The organism is Microbispora sp. H13382, from assembly GCF_014161445.1.
Classification (GTDB): domain Bacteria; phylum Actinomycetota; class Actinomycetes; order Streptosporangiales; family Streptosporangiaceae; genus Microbispora.
The window spans coordinates 288,880-314,642 of the sequence record NZ_JABBXA010000006.1 but is presented as its reverse complement, the minus strand read 5'-3'; the positions used below and the strand labels follow the sequence as shown (position 1 = coordinate 314,642).

26 protein-coding genes are annotated in these 25,763 nt (G+C 72.9%); 9 read left to right on the top strand and 17 right to left on the bottom strand.

Features of this window, described 5'->3' with window-relative positions:
• Window positions 1–33: 33 nt before the first annotated feature.
• The gene (locus HHX41_RS15555; RefSeq protein WP_169987803.1) at window positions 34–801 is read right to left on the bottom strand and encodes a nuclease-related domain-containing protein; all 768 of its coding nucleotides are present in this window, start codon (window positions 799–801) and stop codon (window positions 34–36) included.
• 152 nt (window positions 802–953) lie between these two features.
• Here HHX41_RS15555 and HHX41_RS15550 point away from each other — a divergent pair, with 152 nt between their 5' ends.
• Complete coding sequence (locus tag HHX41_RS15550; protein WP_182906514.1) at window positions 954–1,583, top strand: TetR/AcrR family transcriptional regulator; 630 nt, start codon at window positions 954–956, stop codon at window positions 1,581–1,583.
• 19 nt (window positions 1,584–1,602) lie between these two features.
• Here the strand turns inward: HHX41_RS15550 and HHX41_RS15545 are convergent, their stop codons facing one another.
• The 4 genes from HHX41_RS15545 to HHX41_RS15530 are packed head-to-tail and all read right to left on the bottom strand — an operon-like array spanning window position 1,603 to window position 6,161.
• Window positions 1,603–2,814 carry an acyl-CoA dehydrogenase family protein gene (locus HHX41_RS15545; RefSeq protein ID WP_182906513.1) on the bottom strand — a complete coding sequence of 404 codons (1,212 nt, stop codon included), beginning with the start codon at window positions 2,812–2,814 and terminating at the stop codon, window positions 1,603–1,605.
• A complete protein-coding gene (locus HHX41_RS15540) occupies window positions 2,811–3,983 on the bottom strand; it encodes an acyl-CoA dehydrogenase family protein (protein WP_182906512.1) in 1,173 nt (390 codons plus the stop codon). Before HHX41_RS15540 ends, HHX41_RS15545 begins: the two co-directional genes overlap by 4 nt.
• A gap of 7 nt (window positions 3,984–3,990) precedes the next feature.
• Entirely contained in the window at window positions 3,991–5,211 is a 1,221-nt protein-coding gene (locus HHX41_RS15535; RefSeq protein ID WP_182906511.1) for an acyl-CoA dehydrogenase family protein, read from the bottom strand.
• A complete protein-coding gene (locus tag HHX41_RS15530) occupies window positions 5,211–6,161 on the bottom strand; it encodes a phosphotransferase family protein (protein WP_182906510.1) in 951 nt (316 codons plus the stop codon). Before HHX41_RS15530 ends, HHX41_RS15535 begins: the two co-directional genes overlap by 1 nt.
• 115 nt (window positions 6,162–6,276) lie before the next feature.
• Between HHX41_RS15530 and HHX41_RS15525 the strand changes: the two genes are divergently transcribed.
• Complete coding sequence (locus HHX41_RS15525; protein ID WP_182906509.1) at window positions 6,277–6,855, top strand: GNAT family N-acetyltransferase; 579 nt, start codon at window positions 6,277–6,279, stop codon at window positions 6,853–6,855.
• Window position 6,856: 1 nt separating this feature from the next.
• On the opposite strand, the gene HHX41_RS15520 is transcribed toward HHX41_RS15525, so the two are convergent.
• Window positions 6,857–7,426 (bottom strand): TetR/AcrR family transcriptional regulator, encoded by a 570-nt coding sequence (locus tag HHX41_RS15520; protein ID WP_182906508.1) that lies wholly within the window; start codon window positions 7,424–7,426, stop codon window positions 6,857–6,859.
• Window positions 7,427–7,494: 68 nt separating this feature from the next.
• Here HHX41_RS15520 and HHX41_RS15515 point away from each other — a divergent pair, with 68 nt between their 5' ends.
• Entirely contained in the window at window positions 7,495–8,685 is a 1,191-nt protein-coding gene (locus tag HHX41_RS15515; RefSeq protein WP_182906507.1) for an FAD-dependent monooxygenase, read from the top strand.
• A 12-nt stretch (window positions 8,686–8,697) separates the two neighbouring features.
• Here the strand turns inward: HHX41_RS15515 and HHX41_RS15510 are convergent, their stop codons facing one another.
• Both HHX41_RS15510 and HHX41_RS15505 read right to left on the bottom strand, forming a co-directional pair.
• The gene (locus tag HHX41_RS15510) at window positions 8,698–9,585 is read right to left on the bottom strand and encodes a DMT family transporter (protein WP_182906506.1); all 888 of its coding nucleotides are present in this window, start codon (window positions 9,583–9,585) and stop codon (window positions 8,698–8,700) included.
• 249 nt (window positions 9,586–9,834) lie between these two features.
• Window positions 9,835–10,191, bottom strand: a complete 357-nt coding sequence (locus HHX41_RS15505) for a VOC family protein (protein WP_182906505.1) — start codon at window positions 10,189–10,191, stop codon at window positions 9,835–9,837.
• A gap of 89 nt (window positions 10,192–10,280) precedes the next feature.
• Between HHX41_RS15505 and secA2 the strand changes: the two genes are divergently transcribed.
• Window positions 10,281–12,584 carry an accessory Sec system translocase SecA2 gene (secA2, locus tag HHX41_RS15500; protein WP_169987785.1) on the top strand — a complete coding sequence of 768 codons (2,304 nt, stop codon included), beginning with the start codon at window positions 10,281–10,283 and terminating at the stop codon, window positions 12,582–12,584.
• Window positions 12,585–12,601: 17 nt separating this feature from the next.
• On the opposite strand, the gene HHX41_RS41775 is transcribed toward secA2, so the two are convergent.
• The 6 genes from HHX41_RS41775 to HHX41_RS15470 all read right to left on the bottom strand — a co-directional run bounded on the left by HHX41_RS41775 (window position 12,602) and on the right by HHX41_RS15470 (window position 18,436).
• Complete coding sequence (locus tag HHX41_RS41775; RefSeq protein ID WP_396794594.1) at window positions 12,602–13,786, bottom strand: hypothetical protein; 1,185 nt, start codon at window positions 13,784–13,786, stop codon at window positions 12,602–12,604.
• Window positions 13,787–14,304: 518 nt separating this feature from the next.
• Window positions 14,305–15,627, bottom strand: coding sequence for a lanthionine synthetase LanC family protein (locus tag HHX41_RS15490; protein WP_182906504.1), 1,323 nt, complete (start codon window positions 15,625–15,627; stop codon window positions 14,305–14,307).
• A gap of 81 nt (window positions 15,628–15,708) precedes the next feature.
• Window positions 15,709–17,430 carry a SulP family inorganic anion transporter gene (locus tag HHX41_RS15485; protein WP_169987782.1) on the bottom strand — a complete coding sequence of 574 codons (1,722 nt, stop codon included), beginning with the start codon at window positions 17,428–17,430 and terminating at the stop codon, window positions 15,709–15,711.
• The gene (locus HHX41_RS15480) at window positions 17,427–17,762 is read right to left on the bottom strand and encodes a helix-turn-helix transcriptional regulator (protein WP_169987780.1); all 336 of its coding nucleotides are present in this window, start codon (window positions 17,760–17,762) and stop codon (window positions 17,427–17,429) included. The genes HHX41_RS15485 and HHX41_RS15480 overlap by 4 nt, the downstream gene beginning before the upstream one ends.
• 5 nt (window positions 17,763–17,767) lie before the next feature.
• On the bottom strand, window positions 17,768–17,947 hold the full coding sequence (locus HHX41_RS15475) for a hypothetical protein (RefSeq protein WP_169987778.1): 180 nt from the start codon (window positions 17,945–17,947) through the stop codon (window positions 17,768–17,770).
• Window positions 17,948–18,028: 81 nt separating this feature from the next.
• Entirely contained in the window at window positions 18,029–18,436 is a 408-nt protein-coding gene (locus HHX41_RS15470; RefSeq protein ID WP_182906503.1) for a VOC family protein, read from the bottom strand.
• Window positions 18,437–18,611: 175 nt separating this feature from the next.
• Between HHX41_RS15470 and HHX41_RS15465 the strand changes: the two genes are divergently transcribed.
• Together HHX41_RS15465 and HHX41_RS15460 are read left to right on the top strand one after the other, a co-directional pair.
• Window positions 18,612–19,037, top strand: a complete 426-nt coding sequence (locus HHX41_RS15465) for a pyridoxamine 5'-phosphate oxidase family protein (protein WP_182906502.1) — start codon at window positions 18,612–18,614, stop codon at window positions 19,035–19,037.
• A 7-nt stretch (window positions 19,038–19,044) separates the two neighbouring features.
• The gene (locus HHX41_RS15460) at window positions 19,045–20,049 is read left to right on the top strand and encodes a zinc-binding alcohol dehydrogenase family protein (RefSeq protein ID WP_182906501.1); all 1,005 of its coding nucleotides are present in this window, start codon (window positions 19,045–19,047) and stop codon (window positions 20,047–20,049) included.
• On the opposite strand, the gene HHX41_RS15455 is transcribed toward HHX41_RS15460, so the two are convergent.
• Entirely contained in the window at window positions 20,036–20,515 is a 480-nt protein-coding gene (locus HHX41_RS15455; RefSeq protein ID WP_169987772.1) for an HPP family protein, read from the bottom strand. The genes HHX41_RS15460 and HHX41_RS15455 overlap by 14 nt on opposite strands.
• On the bottom strand, window positions 20,515–21,210 hold the full coding sequence (locus tag HHX41_RS15450) for a CBS domain-containing protein (RefSeq protein ID WP_182906500.1): 696 nt from the start codon (window positions 21,208–21,210) through the stop codon (window positions 20,515–20,517). Before HHX41_RS15450 ends, HHX41_RS15455 begins: the two co-directional genes overlap by 1 nt.
• A 129-nt stretch (window positions 21,211–21,339) precedes the next feature.
• Here HHX41_RS15450 and HHX41_RS41770 point away from each other — a divergent pair, with 129 nt between their 5' ends.
• Genes HHX41_RS41770 through HHX41_RS15435 form a run of 3 tightly spaced genes read left to right on the top strand, consistent with a single transcriptional unit; the run spans window position 21,340 to window position 25,322 of the window.
• Window positions 21,340–22,998 (top strand): FAD-dependent oxidoreductase, encoded by a 1,659-nt coding sequence (locus HHX41_RS41770; protein ID WP_182906499.1) that lies wholly within the window; start codon window positions 21,340–21,342, stop codon window positions 22,996–22,998.
• Window positions 22,995–24,422 (top strand): ATP-binding protein, encoded by a 1,428-nt coding sequence (locus HHX41_RS15440; RefSeq protein ID WP_182906498.1) that lies wholly within the window; start codon window positions 22,995–22,997, stop codon window positions 24,420–24,422. The genes HHX41_RS41770 and HHX41_RS15440 overlap by 4 nt, the downstream gene beginning before the upstream one ends.
• 36 nt (window positions 24,423–24,458) lie before the next feature.
• The gene (locus tag HHX41_RS15435; protein WP_259400973.1) at window positions 24,459–25,322 is read left to right on the top strand and encodes an NAD(+)/NADH kinase; all 864 of its coding nucleotides are present in this window, start codon (window positions 24,459–24,461) and stop codon (window positions 25,320–25,322) included.
• 18 nt (window positions 25,323–25,340) lie between these two features.
• On the opposite strand, the gene HHX41_RS15430 is transcribed toward HHX41_RS15435, so the two are convergent.
• Window positions 25,341–25,760: a MerR family transcriptional regulator gene (locus tag HHX41_RS15430; protein ID WP_169987764.1), complete on the bottom strand. Its 420-nt coding sequence runs from the start codon at window positions 25,758–25,760 to the stop codon at window positions 25,341–25,343.
• Between the last annotated feature and the right edge of the window lie 3 nt (window positions 25,761–25,763).

Below are 25,763 nucleotides of genomic sequence, written 5' to 3'. Positions count from 1 at the left end.
CGCCCGAATCGATTCCGGCCCGCGTCGGCGTGCTCAGCTCATGCGGCGCAGGATGCGGGCCGCCGTGCGGGCCAGCAGCTCGATCTGCTCCTCGTCGAACCCCGCGGACCCCTGGGAGCGGATCCAGCGGGCCACCCTGCGCGGGTAGGCGACGGTCAGCCCCTCGCCGTGCAGCACGCCGCCCCTGGCCTTGATCTTCCCGCCGTGCACGGCGAGCACCGGGGCGATCGAGACCTCGATGCCGGTCTCCTTGGTCAGCAGGGCGGCCATCGACCCGGCGGCCGAGATGAGGCCCTTGGCGACCGAGGTGCCGAACTTCTCGTCGAAGAACAACCGCTCGCCGTACCGCGCGATCAGGGTGTCGGGCGACCACGCCTCGTTGTCCACGATCCACACGCCGCCCGGCCCGATGACGAGGTGGTCGATCGACGCCTCGCCGGGCACGGCCCGGCCGTCCATCACCCGGTAGCCGTGCCGGCGCAGCCCGAGACGCAACAGCCGTCCGGTGCGCACCTCGCCGCGGCGCTTGCCCCGCCACACGGCCGTGCGCTCGTGCAGGCGCCAGGCGACGAACAGGTCGGTGCCGCCCGCGAGGAGGGCCAGCCCGAGGCCGGCGCCGATCATGTTCAGCCCGAGCCGCGGGCCCACCAGGGTGCCGACCACGAACCCCGCGAAGGTGATGGCGGCCCGTATCCGGATGCGGTTCTTGCGTCCGGCGAACCAGAACGTCTCGTACAGGTTCTGCGGCGAGGCGCCGGTGAACTTCTCGTCCCTCGGGACGTAAATGGACCCACTGGGCACGCGAACCCCCCACACTAGGCATGCGGCTTTCTCCGGGATACCCGACCGGGAATCCCAACCCTCCTAAGGTGAGGGAAGTAGCGCAGTTACGCCAGTGCCGACACTTGACCGACCAGTCGGTATGCTTGATTCGAGAGACGAAGGAGGTCGGCATGGCCCGCCGCGTAACGGGGGATCGCGCGAACGGGGAGCGCCCCGCGAACGGGTCCCTTGAGGAGCCGGTACGGCAGCGCCTGCTCGCCGAGGCCACCCGCCTGTTCGCCGAGCGGGGTTTCGAGAGCACGTCGGTGCAGGAGATCGTCGCGGGGGCGGGCGTCACCAAGGGCGCCATGTACCACTACTTCGACTCCAAGGACGACCTGCTCCACGAGATCTACGCCCGGGTGCTGCGCCTGCAGATGGAGCGCCTCAACCGGTTCGCCGACGCGGAGGGCCCGGTGGCCGAGCGGCTGCACGCGGCGGCGACGGACGTGGTGGTGACGACCGTCGACAACCTCGACGACTCCAAGATCTTTTTCAGGTCGATGCACCAGCTCTCGCCGGAGACGTACAAGAGCGTGCGGGCCGAGCGGCGCCGCTACCACGAGCGGTTCCGCGACCTCGTCGTCGAGGGACAGCGCGACGGCGTCTTCCGCGACGACATCCCCGCCGAGATGGTGGTGGACTTCTTCTTCGGCTCGGTCCACCACCTCGGCACCTGGTATCACCCCGAGGGCCCGCTGACCGGACAGGAGGTCGGCCGCCATTTCGCCGACCTCCTGCTCAACGCGCTGCGACCCTGAGCAGGCCCGGAAACACAGCTCACGCGGGTGCCGGGAGGTCGGCCGGGCCGGCCAGTGCCTCGCGGTGGTCGCCCGGCGTGCCCAGCGCGATCTGGTCGGCCTTGGCCCGCTTGAGATACAGGTGGGCGGGGTGCTCCCAGGTCATCCCGATGCCGCCGTGGAGCTGCACGCACTCCTCGGCCGCGTGCACCGCCACCGCTCCGCAGTGGGCCTGCGCCACCGCGACCGCCACCGCCGCGTCGTCGCCGAGCGGCCCCGCCGCGGGCGCCTCCGCCAGCCGGGCGGCCGCGTTGCGGGCCGCGGCCCTGGCCCCCACGACCTCCAGCCACAGGTCGGCCAGCCGGTGCTTGACCGCCTGGAACGACCCCACCGGCCGGGCGAACTGCCTGCGCTCCTTCACGTACGCGACCGTCGTGGTGAGGCACCACTCGGCCACGCCCAGCTGTTCGGAGGCGAGCAGCCCGGCGCCGCGCGCCAGCGCCTCCCCCACCCAGGGCGCCTCCATGCCGTCCGTCGTGGCGACGACGCGAGCGGCCGCCGAGTCGAACGACACGGTCGCGACGGGCCGGGTCAGGTCGAGTGAGGTGACCGGCGTCACCCGCACCGCCTCTCCGGCGGCCGGGGACGCCTCCACCGCGCACAGGCCGGTGCCCTGCTTCTCCGACTGCGCGAGCCGTACCGGAACGAGCAGGACGTCGGCGGCCTCCGCGCCGATCACCCCGGTGACCGTGCCGGTCACCGTGCCGTCCCCGCCGAGGACGGCCCCGTCTCGATGCCACGGGGCCGGCGGCGCGTACGGCGAGGCGGCGAACGACACCGCGAGCGCGGCCGTCGCCTCGCCGGCGGCCAGCCGCCCCAGCAGCTCCACCGCGACGTCTCCCCGCGCGTTTTGCCCGGCGGCCGTCAGCAGGGCCTGGGTGGCCAGGACGGCGCTGCTCAGGTACGGCACGGGAGCTACGGCCCGGCCCAACTCCTCCAGCACGACGGCGGCCTCGCGGGCCGACGCGCCGCCTTCACGGGAAGCGGTGCCGCCGAGCTCCTCCGGGATCAGCAGCCCGGCCACGCCGATGTCACGGGCCAGCGCCTTCCACAGCTCCGCGTCGTACGGCGTGTCTGACTCCGTCGTCCGGGAGGCACGGTCGAGCAGGGCGGACGGGGAGCACTTGTCGGCGAGCAGGGCGCGCACGGCGGCCCGCAGCTCCTCCTCCACCTCCGTGTACAGCAGCGTCATCGGGGGAGGTCCTTCCAGGCGACGTCCTTGTCGGCGCGCGGCTCGGCGGGCAGGCCGAGGACGCGTTCGGCGATGATGTTGCGCAGGATCTCGGAGGTGCCGCCCTCGATCGAGTTGCCCTTGGCGCGCAGGTAGCGGTAGCCCGCCTCGCGGCCGATGAAGTCGACCGTGTCGGGCCGGCGGAACGTCCAGTCGTCGTAGGCCAGGCCGTCCTCGCGGAGCAGTTCCACCTCCAGGCCCGACAGCTCCTGGTGCAGCCGGGCGAAGGCCAGCTTCATGCCCGACCCCTCCGGCCCGGGATGCCCGGCGGCGAGCTGCTCGCGCAGCCGTACGGCGGTCAGCCGCATGACCTCCGAGTCCACCCACAGCTTGAGCAGCCGCTGGTGCAGGTCGTGGGTGCGCAGCTCGGGCCGGGAACGCCAGGTCTCGGCGACGACGCCCATCATCGTGCGACGGCTCGGCGTGCCGCCGATGGCGACCCGCTCGTTCATGAGCGTGGTCTGCGCGACCCGCCAGCCGTCGCCCACCTCGCCCAGCCGCAGCGGGTCGGGCAGCCGCACACCGGTGAGGAAGACCTCGTTGAACTCGGCCTCTCCGGTGATCTGGCGCAGCGGGCGCACCTCGACGCCGGGCGCGTGCATGTCGCACACGAAGTAGGTCAGCCCGCGGTGCTTGGGCACGTCCGGGTCGGTGCGGGCCACGAGGATGGCCCAGCGCGCGGTGTGCGCGCTCGACGTCCACACCTTCTGACCGTCCACCACCCACTCGTCGCCCTCGCGTACGGCGCGGGTGGCCAGCGTGGCGAGGTCGGAACCGGCGCCGGGCTCGCTGAACAGCTGGCACCACACCTCCTCGCCCGTCCACAGCGGCCGCAGGAAGCGCTTCTTCTGCTCCTCGGTGCCGAAGGCGAGGATCGTGGGGGCGGCCATGCCGAGGCCGATGCCGATCCGGCCCGGCTGGTTGTCGGGCGTGCCCTTCAGCTCGCGGTCGGCCACGGCCTGCAGCCCGCGGGGCGCGCCGAGCCCGCCGAGGCCCTCGGGGAAGTGCACCCACGCCAGCCCGGCGTCGAACCGGGCACGCAGGAACTCCAGGCGGTCCATGGCCGCCGGGTCGTGCTCCGCGAGGAAGGCTCTGGCCCGCTCGGCGACCGATGCCTCATCCCATGTCACCAGCACATCACCCCATGTGTTTCTTGAGTTCGCGGTAGGCGAGCGACCGCTTGTGGACCTCGTCGGGGCCGTCGGCGAACCGCAGCGACCGCGCCCCCGCCCACAGCGCCGCCAGCGGGAAGTCCTGGCTCAGGCCGCCGGCGCCGTGCGCCTGGATGGCCTTGTCCAGGATCCACTCCACGGTCGCCGGGCCGGCGATCTTGATGGCCTGGATCTCGGTGTGCGCGCCCTTGTTGCCGACCGTGTCCATCAGCCACGCCGTCTTCAGCACGAGCAGGCGCAACTGCTCGATGCGCACCCGGGACTCGGCGATCCAGTCCTGGATCACCCCCTGCCGGGCCAGCGGCTTGCCGAACGCCTCGCGCGACAGCGCCCGCCGGCACATCAGCTCCACGGCCCGCTCGGCCATGCCGATGAGCCGCATGCAGTGGTGGATGCGGCCCGGCCCGAGCCGCGCCTGGGCGATGGCGAAGCCGCCGCCCTCCTCGCCGATGAGGTTGTCCACCGGCACCCGTACGTCCTCGAACACCACCTCGGCGTGGCCGCCGTGGTCGGCGTCGTCGTAGCCGAAGACCGTCATGCCGCGCCGTACGGTCAGGCCGGGGGTGTCGCGCGGGACCAGCACCATGCTCTGCTGCCGGTGTTTGGGCGCCTCCGGGTCGGTCTTGCCCATCACGATGAAGATCTTGCAGTTCGGGTTCATCGCACCGGTGATGTACCACTTGCGGCCGTTGATGACGTACTCCCCGCCGTCCCTCCTGATGGAGGTCGCGATGTTCGTCGCGTCGGAGGAGGCCACCTCGGGCTCGGTCATCGCGAAGGCCGACCTGATCTCTCCGGCCAGCAGAGGCTCCAGGTACTCCTTGCGCTGCCACTCGCTGCCGAACTCCGCGAGCACCTCCATGTTGCCGGTGTCCGGGGCGGCGCAGTTGGTGGCGGGCGGCGCGATGGCGGGCGACCTGCCCATGATCTCGGCGAGCGGCGCGTACCGCAGGTTGGTCAGCCCCGCGCCGCGTTCACCTGCTTTTTCGGAAGAGGGAAGGAAGAGGTTCCACAGGCCGCGCGAGCGGGCCTCGGCCTTGAGGTCCTCCAGCAGGGGCGGCGGACTCCACCCGCTGGTGACCGCCTGTTCGTGAAAGGCGTGCTCGGCGGGGTAGACGCACTCGTCCATGAAGGCGAGCAGTCGCTCCCGATAGCGCTCCGTGGTCGCGTCGAACCCGAACTCCACTAGACCTCCATCAGCCCGCGGGCGACGATCGGGGCGACCTGGTCGCCGACCTCGGCGAAGCCCTCCCCCACCGTGAGCCCCTTCGTGTATCGGAAATGGATGCCCTCGGCGATCACCGCGAGCTTGAAGCAGGCGAGGCCGACGTACCAGCCGAGCCGGGACAGGTCACGGCCGGACGCCTCCCCGTAGTGGGCGGCCAGCTCGGAGCTGGGCGGCACCTCCCCGGCCGAGCCGCGGTCGAGCGAGGCGAACTCGCCGTACAGGAGGAACAGCGCCAGGTCGGTGAGCGGGTCGCCGAGCGTGGACATCTCCCAGTCGAGCACGGCGCGCACCTCGCCGTCGGCGATCAGCGTGTTGCCGAGCTTGAAGTCGCCGTGGACGATCGCCGGCGCGCCGGAGACGGGCACGTCCCGGGCGAGCCGCTCGTAGAGGTCGTCGATGCCGGGCACCTCGCGGCTGCGCGATGCGTCGAGCTGCCGCTTCCACCGGGCGACCTGCCGCTCCAGGAAGCCCTCGGGCCTGCCGAAGTCGCCGAGGCCCACGCTCTCGGGGGTGATCGAGTGGAGGGCGGCCAGCACGTCCACCAGCCCGTGGGCGAGGGCGGGGGTGAGCGGCGGCTGCCCGCCCTGGACGTGTTCCATGACGTAGAAGGGCGCGCCGACGACCTCGGCGTCCCGGCACAGGTGGTAGGTGCGCGGGACCGGTACGCCGGTGTCCTGGAGCGCGCTCATGACCCGGTATTCGCGGCCCATGTCGTGCGCCGTCGCCAGGACGTGCCCGAGGGGCGGCCGCCGCACGACGTACGTGCTCTCGCCGTCTCCGACGACGTACGTCAGGTTGGACTTGCCCCCAACGATCAGCTCGGCGGTGAGAGGCCCTCGGGTCAGGCCCTCACGCTGGAGGTGTTCGGCGAGACGGGCGAGGTCGAGGCCGGGCGGGTCAGGGTTCACAGGGAAAGCATACCGACCAGCCGGTATGTGTGTCGACAGAGCCGGAAGTGGTCGTCCCCTATCGGGTCCGAGTGGCCCTCCGCTCGCACGATACGTCGCCGATAACGTCGTGAACATGACCGCGAAGATGCCCGCGCCGGCCGTGCTCGACGGCCGCGTCGTACGCCTGGAGCCGCTCTCCCCCGGCCACGTTCCCGACCTGTTCCTCGCGGCGCGGGACGAGGAGGTCTGGCGGTTCCGGCCGGAGCCCGTGCCGGAGACCGAGGACGACACGCGCCGGATGGTGGACAGACTGCTCGCCGATCCCCGCACCACACAGTTCGCGGTGGTCCTCAAGGAGACGGGCCGGGCGATCGGCTCGACCGGTTACTGGGACGTCGGCGGCTTCGACGAGAGCGTGGAGATCGGCTCCACCTGGTACGGCAGGGCCTACTGGCGCACCGCCGTCAACACCGAGTGCAAGATCCTGCTGCTCGACCACGCCTTCGCCCTCGGGTTCGCCCGCGTGGTGCTCAAGACGGACATCCGCAACCTGCGGTCGCAGGCCGCCATCGAGCGCATCGGCGGCGTGCGGGAGGGCGTGCTCCGGCGGCAGTACCGCCGCGCGGACGGCACCTGGCGCGACAGCCCCCTGTACTCGATCCTCGACGACGAGTGGCCCGCCCACCGCGCCCGCCTGCTGACCGCCCGGTAGATCACATGCTCGTGGCGACGCGAAGCAGGTCCCGGAAGGCGGCGTCCAGGTCGTCGAGGGGCGGCACGCCTCCCGCGCCGACGACCGCGTCGAACAGCAGCCCCTCGACGTAGGCGACCATCTGGCGGCCGTGCCGTGCCGGGTCGGGCGAGCCGGCGGCGGCCAGCACCGCGGTGGCGAGTTCGCGGAAGCGGCGCCCTATCTCGTCGTAGGTCTTGCGCAGTTCCGGACGCCGGGTCGCCTCCAGGGCCAGCTCGTATCGCGCGACCGTGGTCTCCCGGTGCACGGTGACCGCGGCGTGCGTCATCCTCGCCAGGAGATCGGCCACCTCGTCCCGGGACACCTTGGCCTCGGGTGCGGTCGCGGCGGCGAAGACGGCCTCCTCGCGCTCCGCGAGCCGGGCCAGCGTCAGCTCGAGCAGCGCCGCGCGCGTACGCGCGTGGTTCGAGGTGGATCCCGGCGGCAGCCCGGCGGCCTCGTCGACCGCCCGGTGGGTGAGGCCGCGCATCCCCCGCTCGGCCAGGATCGCGATGGCCGCGTCGGCGACGAGGACCGCCCGCTGACTGCTCACCCTCACATCGTAGGGCTGGACTACGCCTGTAGTACGCTTACTACAGCTGTAGTAATGAGGAGGCGGGCATGGCGCACGCGGTGGTGATCGGGGCGGGCATCGGCGGGCTGACGGCGGCCCTCGCCCTGGCAGGCAAGGGGTGGTCGGTGACCGTCCTGGAACAGGCGGCCTCGATCGAGCCGGTGGGCGCCGGCCTGGCGGTCGCACCCAACGCGCTCAGGGCGCTCGACGTGATCGGCGTCGGCGACGAGGTCAGGAAGCTCTCCGCGATCCAGGGCCGCAGCGGCATCCGGGTGCCGGACGGCCGGTGGCTGTCGCGTACCACCGCGGAGGACGCCACCGCCCGGTACGGCGACCCGATCGTGCTGCTCGCGCGGTCGTCGCTGGTCGGCGTCCTCGCCGAACGCCTCCCGCCGGGAGCCCTGCGGGTGAACACGCGCGTCGAGTCGGCCGACCCCGCGACCGGGCGCGTCACCCTGGCGGCGAGCGGCGCGGCGGCGGCGGCGGAGACGATCGAGGCCGACCTCGTCGTGGCGGCGGACGGGATCAGGTCCCGGACCCGCGCCGCCCTGTTCCCCGGGCATCCCGCACCGGTCTACGCGGGCGTGACGAGCTGGCGGGCGATCGTGCCGCTGCGCAGTGTGACCGCGCCGCTGGCCGCCGTGACCGGCGCGTCGGAGACCTGGGGAGCGGGGCCGCTCTTCGGGGTCATGCCGCTCGCCGGCGATCAGGTGTACTGCTACGCCACCGCGCCGGTCCCCGCGGGGCTGCGCGCGGCGGACGAGAGGGAGGAACTGCTCCGGCTGTTCGGCCGCTGGCACGACCCGATCCCCGCGCTGCTGGCCGCCGCGGACCCGCAGGCCGTGCTCCGCCACGACGTCCACTGCCTCGACACCCCGCTGCCCGCCTTCCACGCGGGGCGGGTCGCGCTCCTCGGCGACGCGGCGCACCCCATGACGCCCAACCTCGGGCAGGGGGCCTGCCAGGCCATGGAGGACGCCGTCGTGCTCGCCGAGCGCGTCTCGTCACACGAGCCGCCACACGGCGTGGACCCGGCGGCCGGGCTGGCCGCCTACAGCCGGGAACGGCTGGCGCGGACGACACCGATCGTCCGGCGGTCGCGGGCGATCGGCCGGCTCACCCGGTGGCGCAATCCCCTGGCCGTCGCGCTGCGCGACGCCGCCATGCGCGCGGCGGGCCGGTTCGGGCCGAACGTCGCGATGCGGCAGTTCGACCCGGTCTTCGACTGGCGGCCCTGAGCGGCGTGGAGCTCAGGCCGCCTCGGACGCGACCACCGGTTCGCCGATCCTGTCCGGCTCGGCCGGTGCGGCGGCGGGCTTGGAATGGTCGGGGGCGAGGCGTCCGAGCGTGATCGTCCCGGCGATCAGCAGAGCGGCCGCGAGCAGCGCGGGGATCACCTTGCCCGTTTCGGTGGGCAGCGACTCGCCCAGCAGCAGGGCCCCGGCGGTGACGGAGGTGATGGGGTCGACGACCTGGACCCCGGCGTAGGCGATGCCGAAGTAGCCCACGGCGTACGACTTCTGCAGCAGCACCACGGCGCAGACCAGCAGCACCGGGATGGCCAAGGTAAACCAGTGCAGCAGGTGGCCGAGGTCGCCTTCGAGCCCGCCGCCGACGACCCGGACGAACGTGGACACGGTCGCGGTGACCGCACCGGCGCCGATCGCCATCAGCAGCGCCTTCGACGGGCCCTTGAGCCAGCGCGCCGCGGTGAACGTGACGGCGACCACCAGGCCGATGCACGCGATCAGCCCGAGGGCGTCCGCGTCCGACAGGACCGGGGTCACGTTGTGCGCCGGGACCAGCAGCATCAGGCCGAGCAGGCCCGCCGCCACCGCGATCGACCCGGCGATCTCGGCCCGGCGAGGGCGCCTTCCGTGCAGTGAGGCGGCGAGCGGCACCGCGAAAACGAGCGTCGCCACGCTCACGGGCTGGACGACGACGAGCGGCGCCAGGCTGAGCGCCACCGCGTGCAGCGACGCCCCGGTGAAACCGATGATGCCGCCGATCCACCAGCGGGGCCTTCTGACGAGCGCGAGGGTCGCCCCCTCGCTCACCGCCTCGAACTGCTGCAGCGCAGCGCCCAGGGCGTACCCCAGCGCGCCGACGAGGGCGATCGCCACTCCCACCCAGGTCATGCGCGCCCGCCGGTGTGTCGAGAAATCACCACGCAAGCTTAGTGGGACCCGGCGGGCGGCAAAGGAGCCCGCGACACAAGTGGGGCTTTCCGGGCAGATCTCGGAATCCGCGGCGGCGCGGATCCCGGGAACGGAGGACGTGCGGCTCAGTCGGCCGTCAGCACCCCGATCCGGTCCCCGGACAGCGCGAGCTGCTTGACGCCCCCGTCGTCCTCAAGCAGCCAGGTCGCCGTAAGGCCAGGGACCAGATCAGGACCTCTCCGGGCACACGCAGAAAAGGTGACCCTCCGGGTCGGCGAGCACCACCCAGTCGCCCGGCTGGAACTCCGGCTTGGTCGCCCCGAGCGCGACGTACTCCTCCACCGCCTTGGCCACGTCGGGCACCCGGAAGTCGAGGTGGAACTGCTTGTCCCCGCCGGGCCAGGAGGGGGCCTTCCGCTCGGGCACGCGCTGGAAGTAGATGCTTGACGTGCCGTCGCCGATCCCGGCGTACTCCTCCTCGGCGTACTGCACGGGGAACCCGGTGATCTGTGAGTAGAACTCGGCGAGCCTCTTCGGCTCGGCGCAGTCGATGGTCACGGCGATGAGCTTCGCGATCGTTGTCATGGCCGCCATCCTGCCGTCTATTCCTGTCAGGGAGTGTCAGGTACCCGCACCACCGGAATCTTCGCCGATAGTGGGACCATGAACCGGGCATGTGGAACCAGTCCGGCAGGCGAGTCGTTGGAGCGGGTGTGGCGCGGGTAGGTGCATGGATCAGGCGGTTCCTGGACAAGCCGGGAAGTGTCGACCTGGCCCCTTTCCAGCGGATCGTCGCCGAGGCGGGCGAACTCGAGAGCGAGGTGGCCCGGCGGGCCGATCTCCGTCCCGCGGAGCCGGATCCCGCCTGGGTCGGCAGCGCCGACTTCTGCGCGGTGATGCGCGAGGCGGCCCGCCGGGCGCTCGGCCAGCGGCCGTACGACGTGCAGCTCGTGGGCGTGCTCGCCATGCTGGAGGGCAACGTCGTGCAGATGGCCACCGGCGAGGGCAAGACTCTCGTCGGCGCCCTGGCCGCGGCCGGGTACGCGCTGCGCGGCGCGCGGGTCCACGCGGTCTCGGTGAACGACTACCTGGCCCGCCGCGACGCCGAGTGGATGGGACCGTTGTACGAGACGCTCGGCCTCACGGCCGGGTGGATCGCCGAGACCTCGGCCCCCGAGGAGCGCCGGGCGGCGTACGCGTGCGACGTCACGTACGGGGCCGTCAGCGAGCTGGGGTTCGACGTGCTGCGCGACCGCCTGCGCACGGACCCGGCCGAGCTGGTCGTGCCCGCTCCGGAGATCGCGCTCGTGGACGAGGCCGACTCGGTGCTCGTGGACGAGGCCCGCGTGCCGCTGGTGCTGGCCGGCACGGCCGACCCGGGCACGGCGCTGCCCGAGATGGCGGCCCTCGTGCGACGGCTGTCGCGCGGCTACCACTACACGATCGACGAGGAGGGGCGCAGCGTCTTCCTCACCCCCAAGGGCACCGACACGGTCGAGAAGGCCCTCGGGATCGACCTCTACGAGCATCCCGGCGTGGTGACCCAGGTCAACCTCGCCCTGCACGCCCACGCGCTGCTGACCAGGGACGTCGACTACATCGTCAGGGACGGCCGGGTCCACCTGATCAACACCTCGCGCGGCCGGGTCGCGGTGCTACAGCGCTGGCCGGACGGGCTCCAGGCGGCCGTGGAGGCCAAGGAGCACCTGCCGGCGTCGGAGACGGGCGAGATCCTCGACTCGATGACCGTGCAGAGCCTCATCCGCCGCTACCCGCGCGTGTGCGGCATGACGGGCACCGCGATCGCCGTGGCCGAGCAGCTGCGGGAGTTCTACGACCTCAGGGTCGCGGTCATCCCGCCCAACAAGCCGTGCGTACGGGTGGACGAGCCCGACCGGATCTTCGCCACGCTGGAGGACAAGGACCGGGCGCTGCTTGAGGAGATCGAGACCCGGCACGCCACCGGGCAGCCGATCCTCGTCGGCACGCTCGACGTCGCCGAGTCCGAGCGCCTGGCCGGGGCCCTGGAGGCCAGAGGGCTGAGCGCGACCGTGCTGAACGCGAAGAACGACGCCGAGGAGGCGCAGATCATCGCGAAGGCCGGCCGGCGCGGCGCGATCACGGTCTCCACTCAGATGGCCGGGCGCGGCACGGACATCCGGCTCGGCGCCGGCGATCCCGGCGAGGAGCAGGAGGTCGCCGGTCTCGGCGGGCTCTACGTCATCGGCACCGGCAGGCACGAGAGCAGCAGGCTGGACGACCAGCTCCGCGGCCGGGCGGGACGGCAGGGCGACCCCGGCGGCTCGGTCTTCTTCGTCAGCGGCGAGGACACGCTCCTCACCGCGTACGCGCCGGACCAGTCGCTGCCTCGGGCCGGCCGCGACGGCGTCGTGACCGGCGCCGACGCCGCCGGGCTGGTGGCGCACGCCCAGCGCGTGGCCGAGGGCGTCAACCTGGAGATCCACCGCAACACCTGGCGCTACACGCGGCAGCAGGAGGGCCAGCGGGCGGAGGTGCTGGACCAGCGCGACCGCGTCCTGCACGGCGACACCGGGGCGCGGGCCCTGGAGCAGGCCTGCCCGGAGCGCTACCGCGAGCTGTGCGAGGAGGCGGGCCGGGAGGCTGTCGAGCGGGCCGCCCGGCAGATCGTGCTGTATCACCTCGACCGTTGCTGGACCGAGCACCTCGGCTTCCTCGCCGACCTGCGCGAGGGCATCCACCTGCGGGCCCTCGGCCGGCTGAACCCGCTCGACGAGTTCAACCGCGAGGCCGTTCCGGCCTACCGGGCCATGCTCGACGAGGTCGAGCGGCGTTCCAAGGAGACCTTCGAGAAGGCCGACGTCACCCGGGACCTCGCGGAGCAGGGCCTCAAGCGGCCCACGGCCACCTGGACCTACCTGGTGCAGGACAACCCGTTCGGCTCGGAGTGGGACCGCGTGCTCAAGCGCGTGGCCGGGACGCTCAAGCGCAAACGGTAGAGGGCCGCGGCGCGTCCCTATCGCTCGCGGTGGCGGCCCGCATGGTGGGCGTGCGCGGGGCGGCTCAGCACGGCCTTGGCGCCGACGGCGACGAGCGCGCACACGACGATCGCGACCGAGAACGCGGGGACGGCCGCCTCTTCGAGCTGCCCGTCCACGGCCGACGCCGGAGTGAACGCCGGGGAGGCCGTCGCCTCACCGGTCCTCGCCGCCTGCACGGTCTTGGCGGCGGTCTTGGCGGCGGTCTTCGCGCTGGACGCGGGCGCGGGGGACGCGGCGCCCTTCCCCGCTGTCGTGGCCGAGAAGGGGAACATCCCGGCCCCGGCCGCCTGGATCCGCGTGGCGGGCTCGGCGGGCATCGCGGGGGCCACGGACGGGGCCACGGACGGGGCCACGGACGGGGCCGCGCCGCCGGCCGCCGCGGAGGCCACGGGCGCCACGGAGGCAGCGGGGGCGGCGGAGGCAGCGGGGGCCGGGCTCTCCTTCACGCCAGGTGTGGACGCGGGAGCGGCGTCCCGGGGCGCGGCGGGAGCCGCGGAGGCAGCGGGAGCCGCGGTGGGACACGGCGGCGGGGGCTCCGCGTGGTCCCTGACGCCGTACGCGCCCGTCGAGAACGGCTTGGGCGCGCCCGTCTTGCCGAGGCCCTTGCCCCACTGGGTGATCACGTACTTCACCGGGATGTGGCCGAGGCCGCCCGCGTCCTCGACGGTGAGCGAGTCAGTGTTCCAGGTGCCGCCGGTGAGTTCGGCGAACGTCTTGCCGTCGAGGTCGAGCATGACCCCGCTGCTGGAGGGCACGCCGGGGCCGCGGTCGCCGACGAAGAAGTCGGCCTTCTTGCCCTTGTAGATCACATAGCCCTTGGTGCCCATCGGCCAGCTCGGGCTGGCGGCCAGGCCCTTCTGCATCGGCTTCCCCGACGCGGGGGCGCCGGTGTCGCCGTTGATGCCCGACCCGTCGTCCCAGAAGTACGACGCGGTCGTCTTGCCGGAGTAAAGGACGGTCTCGCCGTCGGCCGTGGGGCAGCCCACCGCCGGGATCGCGGGTGCCTGCGGCGCGGGCGCGTCCGCCGCCTCGGGTTCGGCGGGCACCTCGGCCGGCTCCGGTCCGAGGACGTCGCTCACGACGGTCGCGATGTCGGCGTGTGTGTGCTGGAGGCCCGCCGGGGCGGGGCGGGCGGGGGCGTCCTGCCCGTGCGGGGACACGGCGGTCGCGTGGTGCGTCTCGCCCTTCGCCGGGCTCGCCTGCTCCCGGAGGGCGTCGTTGTGGGGGTCCGCGTAGCTGGAAATGGGGGATCTCCTGACTGGTCACGGTCGGGTAACCGGACACTAAACCAGGAACACCCCAAATCTCGACATTGCAGACAAAAGTTTTACTTTCTGGACGAACTTCCCATCAGGCAAAGTCAGATGTGGACGCGCCCCCCTTCCGGGGGGGCTGGAGGGAAGGAGGGCACGCCACGTACCGGGATCAGGACGCGGCGGGCGGGCTCGCGGCCCGGCCCCGAAGGAGGCCCGGGTGCCGTCGCCGTCGCTGATCGGGGACGCCCCGGTGGAGCGGTCCCGGGCGCTCCGGGTCCGGCCGACACGCAGGCCGGCGGACACGCGCCGGACCGAAGCGTCGTCAACGAGACCGGCCAAGGCAAGCGACGAACCCGTCACCCCCGCCGAGCTGGGCGTACGAGCTGGGCGTACGGGCCGGGCACGGCTGAAATTTTCAGCCGCTACGCCTGTTCGCCGCGCAGGACTGCGGCGGGGATCGGGATGGCCGGGAACGGGTTGTCCGGCAGGAGGATCAACCGGCGCGGCGCGGCCCGCTCCGCGGCCTCCAGATGCAGCAGGGCCGTCCCGATGCCCGCGGCTCCCACCATGTATCCGGTGTCCGCCGTGACCTCTCCGGGCCGCAGCCGCCGGTACGCCTGGTACCAGCGGAAGCCGGCGTCGTCGCCCGCGGTCGCCCGCCCGATCAGGTCGATCGCGAGCGTGCGCGCGAAGTCGAGGTACGGCCCGTGCCCCGTGGCCGCGTACAGGCCCACGAAGCAGTCGATCAGCCCGGCGCTGCCGCAGCACAGGCAGGCCACGTCCCAGTGGCCGGGCGGCCGTGACCCGGGCACCCCGCTCTGCACGATCCCGTGCGCGAGCCGTTCCACCCAGTCGAGATCACCCGGGTCGCCGGTGACCCGGTGCAGTTCGTAGAACATCCGGGCCACCCCGGCGGAACCCGAGCAGAAGCCGAGGTAGTTGAGCCTGCGGCCCTGCGGGAGGTGATGCGGCACGAGCGCGCACTTGTCGGTGACCACGCTGACCGTCCGGACGAAGTCGGCGCCCCGGCGGGCCGCCACGAGGAACCGCTCGTCGCGGGTCACGCCGTACAGGCGGGCGAGCAGGAAGGCCGTGCCCGCCGTCCCGGACAGGAACCCGGGGGTGACGGCGTCCACGGGCAGGTCGGGGCTGGCGTCCGCGCCGAAGCGGTGCCCGGGGACGACGAGGCCCGCGATGCGCTCCCCCGCCTCGATCGCCACCTCCTCGTACGCCGGGACGCCGAGGATGCCCGCCGCGTGCAGCAGAGCGAGCACGATCCCCCCGTCGCCGCGCTGCGCCGGGTCCCCTGTCCAGCCGACGCCGTCGCCCAGCGGACGGGCGTCGCGGACGAGGCGGTCGGCGGCGGCTCGGGCCGCCCCGAAGACGTCCTCGTCGCCGGTGGCCCACCCCGTCTCCGCCAGCACGAAGACCGTGCCCGCGAGCCCGTGGTAGAAGGTCGGGTCACGCTGCTCCGGCCAGGTGGCGGCGAGCCTGCGGGCTCCCGCGAGCGCGTCCCGCAGGTACGCCTCGTGGCCGGTGGCGGCGGCGAGTTCGAGGAAGAACAGCACGACGCCGGCCGCGCCGGCGTAGAGGGAGGAGGCATCACCGGCGCCGGACGACCGCCCCCGGGGATCGGGGTTGGCCCGCCATCGCCGCCCCAGGTCGTCGTCGACCTCCGCCGACCGCACCCAGCGCGCGGCCGTGACGGCGGCGGTGATAGGGCTCTCTCGGGGCCAGGCGCTCATCACCCCAGTCTCCCACAAAGCTGGTAGGAAATTAAGGCTACCACTCTTACAAACGAGAGCCTACGGGGAGTCGTACGCCGATCACACCGTCGGCGCGGGAACGTCGGGGTGGCGTGCCGTGACAACCGGGGCCGGCGGCGGCGCGGACGGGAGTCCGAGCAGTGTCCTGGCGTGGGCGATCGCGGCCGGCGTGTCCGGGAAGACGAGCCCGTCGCGGCGGAGGTGATCGGCCACCCCGAGCCCGCTGAGGACCTCGTCGTGACCCGGCCGGATGCCCGACAGCAGCACGGTGATCCCTCTGCCCTCCAGCCGGGTGATCACGTCGCCGAGGACGCCCGCGCCGGTGGCGTCGATCGTGGAAACGCGCGACATGCGCAGGACGACCACCCGCACGTCGGCGACCTCCGACAGCTCCAGCAGGAAACGGTGGGCCGCGCCGAAGAACAGCGGTCCGTCGAACCGGTAGGCCACGATGTGCTCGGCCAGCAGGCGCCGTTCCTCGTCGCCGTGGTCGCCGGTCTCCAGCGGGACCTGCTCGATCTGGGCGCTGCGCGCGACGGCCCGCAGGGCGAGCACGATCGCGACGCCGACGCCGACCGCGACGGCGGTGACGAGGTCGAAGACGACGGTCACGGCGAAGGTGAGGACCATGACCGCGGCGTCGCCCCGGGTGGCCCGGGCGATCGCGCGCAGCGACCCGACCTCGACCATGCGGACCGTCGTGGCCAGCAGCACCCCGGCCAGCGCCGCGAGCGGGATGCGCCCCACCAGGCCGCCCGCGCTGAACACGATGACGGCCAGCACGACGGCGTGCGCGAGGGCGGCCAGGCGTGAGCGCGCGCCCGAGCGGACGTTGACGGCGGTACGGGCGATCGCGGCGGTGGCGGGGATGCCGCCGAAGAGCGGGGAGACGACGTTCGCCAGGCCCTGCCCGAACAGCTCACGGTCGGGGTCGTGGCGCTCCCCCACGCTCATGCCGTCGGCGACGGAGGCGCACAGCAGGCTCTCCAGCGCCCCGAGGGCGGCCACCGCGAGGGCCGCCGGGAGCAGCGACGTGATGGCGCCCGCGTCGAGGAAGCCCATCGACGGCGCGGGCAGCCCGGCCGGAAGGGTCCCGATGCGGGCGACGTCCAGCCCGGCGACCTCGGCCACGACCGTGGCCGCCACGACCGTGAGGAAGGAGAACGGCACCGCCGGCCGCCATCGCGCCCCCAGCAGCATGGCCCCCGCGACCACGAGCGCCATCACGATCGGCACCGGACGCGGGTCACGCGCGAAGTTCGCGACCGCGTCGCCGGCCGCCTGCCACACCCGCTCCCCCTCGCCCTTCACGCCGAGCGCCGCGGGCACCTGCTGCAGCGCGATCACGACGGCGATGCCCGCCGTGAAACCTTCGATGACCGGGGTGGGCATGTAGCGGGCGTACCTGCCGACCCGGGCCAGCGCGAGCACGACGAGCACGATCCCGGCGAGCAGGCCGACCGCGAGAACGCCGCCCGGGCCGTGCGTGTGCACGATCGGCACGAGGACGACGGTCATCGCCCCGGTGGGGCCCGAGACCTGGAGGTTGCTGCCGCCGAAGACGGCGGCTATCGCGCCCGCGACGACGGCGGTCGCCAGGCCGGCCTGCGCGCCGAGACCGGATCCGACCCCGAAGGCCAGCGCGAGCGGCAGGGCCACCACCGCGACCGTGAGACCGGCGATCAGGTCCCGGCCGGGGCTGCGGCGGGCCGGTCGCCAGTCGGCGGGCGAGGGCAGCAGCCCCGCGACCCGCCCGTACAGCAGTCTGGCCGCGCCGGTCACTTCGCCGCCTCCGCCTGGAGCTCGGCCAGCAGCTCACCCTGACCAGTGATCATGTCGGTGAGGATCCGCCGGGCCGCCGCGAGCAGGTCCACCACGTCAGGGGTGGCCAGCGAGTAGACCACTGTGCCCCCCTCCCTGACCGCGCTCACCAGGCCGGTACGGCGCAGCACGGCGAGCTGCTGGGACAGGTTCGACTGCTCCACCTCGATCTCGCCGAGCAGTTCGCGGACCGGGCGGGGGCCGTCCCGCAGGAGTTCGAGCACGCGGATGCGCACCGGGTGTCCTAAGGTGCGGAAGAAGTCGGCCTTGGCCTGATAGAGGGGAACGGGCATCGGGGTCACTCCGCCTCTCCCGCCGCCTCCAGGCTGATCCCGTGGTCGGCGGCCAGCCGCTTCAGGTTGTCCAGCCGGCCGGAGGCGATCTGGACTCCGTGCTCGTCGCCGGCCTCCCGCGCCCGCCGCAGTTCCTCGCGCGTCTCCCCGAGCCGGGCGCGCAGCTCCGCCGTGAACTCGTGCATGTCGTCCTCTCGTCCGTCCGGCGAGGACAGCATATTCCAATATGAAGAATTCTTCAATTCGTCACACCCGGAGGGGCGGGCTCAGGCGGGGCGCGGTGCGAAGGAACGCTGGTCGCGCCGCAGCGGATGGCCCTCGGGGATCTCGACCAGCACGATCGGCAGTCCGTCGGGATCCTCGATCCACATCTCGACCAGCCCCCACGGTTCGAGCCGGGGCGGCCGGGACACCGGCACACCGGCCTCCACCAGCCGGTCGTACTCCTTCTGGACGTCGCGCACCTGCATCCAGATCGCCGTGCCCGGCTCCACGGCGTCCGCGCCGCGCGGGGAGACCTCGAGGAGCCCCTGCCCCAGGAAGAACACCACCCCGGGATCCTCGGCCGCCCCGAACTCCCGGCTGACGGCCAGGCCCAGGACCTCCCGGTAGAAACGGCGACTCTCGGCCCGATCGGCCGGCCGCAGAAGTATGCGGCTGCTCAGCACTTCCATGTGACCGTTGTGCCCATTCGGGGCATGCGGGTGAAGGACGGATTGGGGCAAGCGGCGGCCAAGGCGTTCACGGGCCTTTCGGCCCCTCCGGAAGTGACGGACCGCCGTGCCGCCGGAGGGATGGGAACGGCAGACTGGTCGCCGACGCCCGCTGAGGATCATTTTGGAGGTCCGTATGACTGAAGACACCGCGCCCGCCGGCATGCCGCGCCTGGACAGGCTCGACCGCGAGGAGTGCCTGCGGCTGATCTCCCCGGGCGGCGTGGGCAGGATCGCGTTCAACAACCCCAGCGGGCCGGTGATCCTGCCGGTCAACTACACCGTCGAGCAGGGCGCCGTGCTGTTCCGCACCGCTCTCGGCGGCCCGATGGACGCCGACCTGCGCACCGGGGTCGAGGGGGCCGACTTCATGGTGGCCTTCGAGGTCGACCAGATCGACGAGAGCACCCGGGAGGGCTGGAGCGTCCTCGTCCGCGGCGGGGCCCACCATGTGACCGGCGACGTGAACACGACGGTCGAGACCTGGGCGGGCGGCGAGCGCGAGCTGTACGTCCGGATCGCGCCCGTCGAGATCAGCGGCCGGCGCATCCAGCACGGATAGCCGCGTCATGGACGCCTGGGTCGTGGCCCGGCCGGGGCCGGTGGCGACGCGGCCGCTGGAGCGGGCCGTGCTGCCGGACCCCGTGCCCGGGCCCGGGGAACTGCTGGTCCGGGTCGAGGCGTGCGCGGTCTGCCGCACCGACCTGCACCTCGCCGAGGGCGACCTTCCCCCGAGACGGCCCCGTACGGTTCCGGGGCACGAGGTCGTGGGACGGGTGGCGGGGCTCGGCCCGGACACGGCGGGGCCGCCGGTCGGCACCCGGGTGGGGGTGGCCTGGCTGCGCTCGACCTGCGGCCGGTGCCACTACTGCCTGCGTGGCGCGGAGAACCTCTGCCCGGCGTCCGCCTACACCGGATGGGACGCCGACGGCGGCTACGCGGAGCTGCTGACCGCTCCCGCGGCGTACGTCTACCCGCTGCCGGAGGACACCCCGGCGGAGACGCTCGCGCCGCTGCTGTGCGCGGGGATCATCGGATACCGCGCGCTGGTCCGCGCCGACCTGCCGCCGGGCGGGCGGCTGGGGATCTACGGGTTCGGCGCCTCGGCCCACCTGACCGCCCAGATCGCGATCGCCGAGGGCGCGACGGTGCACGTGATGACGAGGTCGGCGGCGGCCAGGGAGCTCGCGCTCCGGCTGGGCGCGGCCTCCGCGGCGGGCAGCGCGGATCCGCCGCCCGAGCCCCTGGACGCGGCCATCCTGTTCGCCCCGGTGGGCGACCTCGTGCCGGTCGCGCTGGGCGCGCTCGACCGGGGCGGCACGCTCGCGGTGGCGGGGATCCACCTCACCGACATCCCGGTGCTGAACTACCAGCGCCACCTGTTCCAGGAGCGGACGCTGCGCAGCGTCACGGCCAACACCCGCGCCGACGGGCGGGAGTTCCTGCGGCTGGCGGCCCGTCATCATCCACGGGTCACCACGACGCCCTATGCCTTCGACTCGGCCGACCGGGCCCTGGCCGACCTGGCCGCCGACCGGGTCGAGGGAGCGGCCGTCCTGCTCATGGACAGGTGACGGGCGGCACCGGCTCCAGATGGAACAGGCCGCCCTTCACGTCCTCGATGTCGGCGGACGGACGGGGCGTCCTCCCGGCCAGCGCCATCAGCACGTCGGTGGTGGTGACCAGGCCCCGCAGGATGTCGTCCGGCCCGAGCACGGGGACCGCGCCGCAGCCGGAGTCGGCCATCAGCGCGGCGATCTCGGAGAGCGGGGTGTCCGGGGCCGCGCGGGGACACCGCATGCCCCGCACGAGCGTGCGCACCTGCGCCCGGGACTGCTCGGCGGGTCCGCCCGACCAGTTGCCGGCGATGTCCTCCCGCGCGAGGACGCCGACGAGCCGGCAGTAATCGTCCACCACCGGCAGATGATGGACTCCGGCCCGCCACATCAGCTCCCACGCCATCAGCGGCGACTCCTCCGGCTCCACCGTGACGAGCGTCCGGGTCATCACCTCGGACGCCGTCATGGTCTCGACGCTCATCACTTCTCACCGCCTTCCGCCGGACCGGTCCCCCACGGCCCGCCCGCGGAGACGACCCGGCTCACGTCGTCCGTCTCGTACGTCATGGAGGACTCGACGTCCACCACGCCGTCCACCTGCCAGACCTCGTCGATCAGGGCGCGGAGCTGGGACCGCCGCTCCACGCCGCCGTCGAGGTGGACGATCCCGTCCTCGACCCGTACGGCGCACTGCCGCGAATAGCGGGCCACGACCTCCAGGACGTCGTCACGGATGTCCTCCCCCGGCCGGCAGAACGCCCTGATCAGGTCCGACTGTTTGACCAGCCCGGTGATGCGGCCGCTCTGCCCGTCCACCACCGGAAGCTCCTTGATCCTGTTGCAGTGCATCAGCCAGGCGGCCCGGCGCAGCAGGGTGTCCTCGGTGACCGTGATCGCGGGGCTGGTCATGATCTGGGAGACGGTGCGGCCCCTCGCCTTCCTGCGCTCCCTGCGGCGGGACGGGCCCTCGATGAACAGGTCGCCGGGCCGCCGGTCCAGGTCCTTGAGCAGCAGGTCCTCGTCGCTCACCATGCCGATCACGCGCCGGTCCCCGTCCACGACCGGTACGGCGCCGACATGGAACCGGCACATGGCGGTGACCACGTCGCTGAAGGAGGCCGTCGCCTCGACCGCCACCACGAACCTGTTCATGACGTCCCGGACGGTCATCGGCATGGCGTCCTCCTTCGTCTCCCCCAGCCTTGGCCACGACCGGCGGCGGGGCGACCGGCGAACGTCACCGCACTGTGGGACCTATGTCCCGGGAGTGCCATCTGTCAGAGGTCCGCCAGTACCGTGTGAGATGTGCAGAATGCCGCGATCCTTACCGTCGACGACGACCCTTCCGTCTCCCGGGCGGTGGCTCGTGACGTCCGCCGCCGATACGGCGACCGCTACCGCGTGATCCGGGCCGAGTCCGGCCCCAGCGCGCTCGACGCGCTGCGCGAGATCAAACTGCGCGGCGAGCAGGTCGCCGTCATCCTGGCCGACTACCGGATGCCCCAGATGAACGGCATCGAGTTCCTCGAGGCCGCCATGGACGTCTTCCCGCTGGCGCGCAGAGTGCTGCTGACCGCCTACGCGGACACGGACGCGGCCATCAACGCGATCAACATCGTCGACCTCGACCACTACCTGCTCAAACCGTGGAACCCGCCGGAGGAGAAGCTCTATCCGGTGCTGGACGCGCTGCTGGAGTCCTGGCTCGCCGCTCCCGTCGTGACGATGCCGGAGACCAAGATCGTGGGCCATCGCTGGTCGGCGCAGTCGTTCGCGGTGCGCGACTTCCTGGCCCGCAACCTCGTGCCGTACCGCTGGCTGCGCGCCGACGAGGCCGAGGGCGCACGGCTGCTGGCCGCCGCCGGGATGAGCGAGACGGACGTGCCCGTGGTGATCACCACGGACGGCAAGGCCCTGGCGCGGCCCACGGAGGCCGATCTCGCCGCGCACGTCGGCATGGCCACCACCCCGGCCTCGGAGGTCTACGACCTCGCCGTGATCGGCGCGGGCCCCGCGGGCCTCGGCGCCGCGGTGTACGGCGCGTCCGAGGGGCTGCGGACCCTGCTCGTGGAGCAGCGGGCCACCGGCGGGCAGGCCGGGCAGAGCAGCCGCATCGAGAACTACCTGGGCTTCCCCGACGGGGTCTCCGGCGCCCAGCTCACCGACCGCGCCCGCAGGCAGGCGCTGAAGTTCGAGGCGGAACTGCTCACCACCCGCGAGGTCGTCGGCCTCGACCGCAGCGGCTCGGCCACCCTGCTGCGCTTCGGCGACGGCACCGCCGTGACGGCGCACACGGTCGTGCTGGCGACCGGGGTGTCGTACCGGCTCCTGGACGCGCCCGGCCTGGCCGACCTGACCGGCCGGGGCGTCTTCTACGGCGCGGCCGCCACGGAGGCCCCGAGCTGCGCCGGCGAAGAGGTCTACATCGTGGGCGGGGCGAACTCGGCCGGGCAGGCGGCGGTGTACTTCTCCCGGTTCGCCCGCAAGGTGCACATCCTCATCCGGGGCGACGACCTCACCCGGTCGATGTCGCGCTACCTGATCGACCAGATCGAGGCCATTGCGGCGATCGAGGTCCATCCGCGCACCCAGGTGGTCGGCGGCGAGGGCCGCGACCACCTTGAGCGCCTGATCCTGTGCGACGGGCGGACCGGCCGGACGACGTCCGTGCCGGCGTCGTGGCTGTTCGTCTTCATCGGGGCGGAACCGCGCACCGACTGGCTCGGCGACGTGGTCGCCCGCGACGGAAGCGGCTACGTGCTGACCGGCTCCGACCTGCTCGCGGACGGCCGCCGCCCGCCCGGGTGGACGCCCTCCAGGGACCCCTACCACCTGGAGTCGAGCATGCCCGGCGTCTTCGCGGCCGGCGACGTGCGGGCCGGTTCGGTCAAGCGGGTCGCCTCGGCCGTGGGAGAGGGCGCCATGGCGGTCTCGCTCGTGCACCGCTATCTGGAGGACAGATGACCGACCAGCCGAGTGAGCCGACCCTGTCGCCCGGCGAGCTGCGCACGCTCTTCCTGTTCGAGGCGCTGAACGAGGCGCAGCTCGCCCGGCTGTCGGAGGCGGGCCGGGTGGAGCGGCGGCTCGCGGGGAGCAGCGTCTTCCAGGAGGGCGAGCCGGCCACCTGCTTCTTCGTGCTGCTGAGCGGTGCGGTCGCGATGAGCAGGCGGGTGCAGGGCGACGAGGTCGAGGTGAGCCGCACCGACCAGCGCGGCGTGTACGGCGGCGCCACCCAGGCGTACATCACCGGCGAGTTCTCCCAGCTCTACCTGAACACGCTGACCGCGCTCACCGACGCCGAGTTCTTCGTGCTGCCGGCCGAGGTCATCGGGGCGTGCGTGCGCGAGTGGTTCCCGATGGCGATGCACCTGCTGGAGGGGTTGTTCCTCGGCATGCGCGCCACGCAGACGATCGTCGGCGAACGGGAGCGGCTGCTCGCGCTCGGCTCGCTGTCGGCCGGATTGACGCACGAGCTGAACAACCCGGCGGCCGCCGCCGTGCGCGCCACGTCCGCGCTGCGCGGGCGGGTCGCGGGCATGCGGCAGAAGCTCGCCATGATCGCCGACGGGCGGCTGGACGGCAGCCAGCTGCACGACCTGGTGGAGCTGCAGGAGGACGCGGTCAAGCGCGCCGCGTCCGCCCCCGAGCTGTCCCCGCTGGCGCGGTCCGACGCCGAGGACGCGGTGGCCGACTGGCTGGACGACCACGACATCGTCGGCGGCTGGGACCTGGCGGCGACGCTGGTGGCCGGGGGCGTCGACGCGGCCTGGCTCGACCAGATCGCCGGGGCGGTGGGCGAGGACAACCTGGAGCCGGCGGTCCGATGGCTCACCTACACCGTCGACACCGAGCTGCTGATGTGCGAGATCGACGACACGGTCAACCGGATCTCCGGTCTGGTCGCCGCCGCGAAGCAGTACTCCCAGCTCGACCGCGCCCCGCACCAGACCGTCGACGTACACGATCTGCTCGACGCCACGCTGACCATGCTGCAGGGCAAGATCCCCGAGGCCGTGCGCACGGTCAAGGAGTACGACCGGTCGCTGCCGCCCATCCCCGCGTACGCGGCGGAGCTGAACCAGGTGTGGACCAACCTCATCGACAACGCGCTCGGCGCGATGGACGGCGCGGGCACGCTGACCCTCCGTACCCGGCGGAAGGACGGCCACCTGATCGTCGAGGTCGGCGACACCGGCACCGGCATCCCGCCCGAGGTCCGGCCCCGCATCTTCGAGCCGTTCTTCACCACCAAGCCCGTCGGTGAGGGCACCGGTCTGGGCCTGGACATCTCCTATCGGATCGTCGTCAACAAGCACCACGGGGACATCCGGGTGGAGTCGCGCCCCGGCGACACGAGGTTCCGCGTCTACCTGCCCATCGCTGCCTGAAACCGGCCGCGCCGGCCTGACCGTACAGTTGGGGGCATGGGCATGGTCAGCACCGTGGGTCTCGTCCTGCATCCGCAGCGCGACTCCAAGGAGGCGATCGACACGATCGTCGAGTGGGCGCGCAAGCGGGACGTCACGGTGCTCGGGCTACCCGACGAGGTGGGGCGCATCGACTGCAGCGCGGTCTCGGTGGACGCCGCGACCCTGGTCAGGCGGTCCGACCTCCTCGTCAGCCTCGGCGGCGACGGCACGATGCTGCGCACTATGCGCCTGATCGCCGGGCGGCCGACCCCCGTCCTCGGGGTGAACCTGGGACGCCTCGGCTTCCTCGCGGAGATCGACGTGGACGAGCTGGCGCCCGCGCTGTCGGCGATCGACGAGCACAGATACACGGTCGAGCCGCGCATGGCGGTCCGGGCGACGAGCCACGACGGCCGGATGGTGACGGCGTTCAACGACATCGCCCTCGTGCGCATCCCCGGCGACGGGCTCGCGGCCGTCTCCGTCTCCGTCTACGGCGAGCCGTTCGTCCGGTACGCCGCCGACGCCGTGATCGTCTCCACCTCCACGGGGTCCACCGCGTACAGCTTCTCGGCCGGCGGCCCGATCGTCTCCCCGACCGTCGAGGGCTTCCTCGTCGTCCCCGCCGCCGCCCACTCGGCGTTCAACCGGGCCCTGGTCCTGTCGGCGGACGAAGAGGTGACGCTCGACGTGCTCTCCACCAGCGGACAGCTCGCGCTGGAGGTCGACGGCGCGATCGGCGGCCACCTTGGCCCCGGCGACCGGCTCACCGTGACCGCGCTGCGCGCCGCCGCCCGCGTCGTACGGCTCGGGACGACCACCTTCTACGAGCGGGCCCGCCGCAAGCTGCGCGTGAACGGCAGCGCCGAGGTCGACTGAGCCGCCCTCCGGGACTGATCAGGGGGACGGCGTGGGCGCCCACAGGCCCGCCGCGGTCCCGTCGCGCACGTGCCCGCGATAGGTGACCACCTTGCCGTGGATGACGGCGAGGCTCGCGTTCAGCTCGGCGATCCGCGCTTCGACGGCTCGCTCGTGCTCCTCCAGCAGGGCGAGGCGCTCGGACTCGTTGCCCGGCCCCGACCGGACGAGCCCGGCGAACCTGCGCAGCGTGGCGATGGACATGCCGGAGTCGCGCAGCCGGTTGCACAGGACCAGCCACTCCACGTCCGCCGGGTCGTACACCCGCCGCCCGCCCGCCGATCGGGGGATCGGACGCAGGAAGAGCCCTTCGCGCTCGAAGAAGCGCAACGCGTGCACGCTCAGCCCGGTCGCCTCGGAGACCTGCCCGATGGACAGGGCATCCGTATGCCTGGTCATCCG

Bases quoted from the DNA above. Each gene is read 5' to 3' on its own strand.
- HHX41_RS15550 (WP_182906514.1), top strand. From the start codon at position 954: ATGGCCCGCCGCGTAACGGGGGATCGCGCGAACGGGGAGCGCCCCGCG.
- HHX41_RS15545 (WP_182906513.1), bottom strand. From the start codon at position 2,814: ATGACGCTGCTGTACACGGAGGTGGAGGAGGAGCTGCGGGCCGCCGTG.
- HHX41_RS15525 (WP_182906509.1), top strand. From the start codon at position 6,277: ATGACCGCGAAGATGCCCGCGCCGGCCGTGCTCGACGGCCGCGTCGTA.
- HHX41_RS15515 (WP_182906507.1), top strand. From the start codon at position 7,495: ATGGCGCACGCGGTGGTGATCGGGGCGGGCATCGGCGGGCTGACGGCG.
- HHX41_RS15510 (WP_182906506.1), bottom strand. From the start codon at position 9,585: ATGACCTGGGTGGGAGTGGCGATCGCCCTCGTCGGCGCGCTGGGGTAC.
- HHX41_RS15505 (WP_182906505.1), bottom strand. From the start codon at position 10,191: ATGACAACGATCGCGAAGCTCATCGCCGTGACCATCGACTGCGCCGAG.
- secA2 (WP_169987785.1), top strand. From the start codon at position 10,281: ATGTGGAACCAGTCCGGCAGGCGAGTCGTTGGAGCGGGTGTGGCGCGG.
- HHX41_RS15490 (WP_182906504.1), bottom strand. From the start codon at position 15,627: ATGAGCGCCTGGCCCCGAGAGAGCCCTATCACCGCCGCCGTCACGGCC.
- HHX41_RS15480 (WP_169987780.1), bottom strand. From the start codon at position 17,762: ATGCCCGTTCCCCTCTATCAGGCCAAGGCCGACTTCTTCCGCACCTTA.
- HHX41_RS15475 (WP_169987778.1), bottom strand. From the start codon at position 17,947: ATGCACGAGTTCACGGCGGAGCTGCGCGCCCGGCTCGGGGAGACGCGC.
- HHX41_RS15470 (WP_182906503.1), bottom strand. From the start codon at position 18,436: ATGGAAGTGCTGAGCAGCCGCATACTTCTGCGGCCGGCCGATCGGGCC.
- HHX41_RS15465 (WP_182906502.1), top strand. From the start codon at position 18,612: ATGACTGAAGACACCGCGCCCGCCGGCATGCCGCGCCTGGACAGGCTC.
- HHX41_RS15460 (WP_182906501.1), top strand. From the start codon at position 19,045: ATGGACGCCTGGGTCGTGGCCCGGCCGGGGCCGGTGGCGACGCGGCCG.
- HHX41_RS15455 (WP_169987772.1), bottom strand. From the start codon at position 20,515: ATGAGCGTCGAGACCATGACGGCGTCCGAGGTGATGACCCGGACGCTC.
- HHX41_RS15450 (WP_182906500.1), bottom strand. From the start codon at position 21,210: ATGCCGATGACCGTCCGGGACGTCATGAACAGGTTCGTGGTGGCGGTC.
- HHX41_RS15440 (WP_182906498.1), top strand. From the start codon at position 22,995: ATGACCGACCAGCCGAGTGAGCCGACCCTGTCGCCCGGCGAGCTGCGC.
- HHX41_RS15435 (WP_259400973.1), top strand. From the start codon at position 24,459: ATGGGCATGGTCAGCACCGTGGGTCTCGTCCTGCATCCGCAGCGCGAC.
- HHX41_RS15430 (WP_169987764.1), bottom strand. From the start codon at position 25,760: ATGACCAGGCATACGGATGCCCTGTCCATCGGGCAGGTCTCCGAGGCG.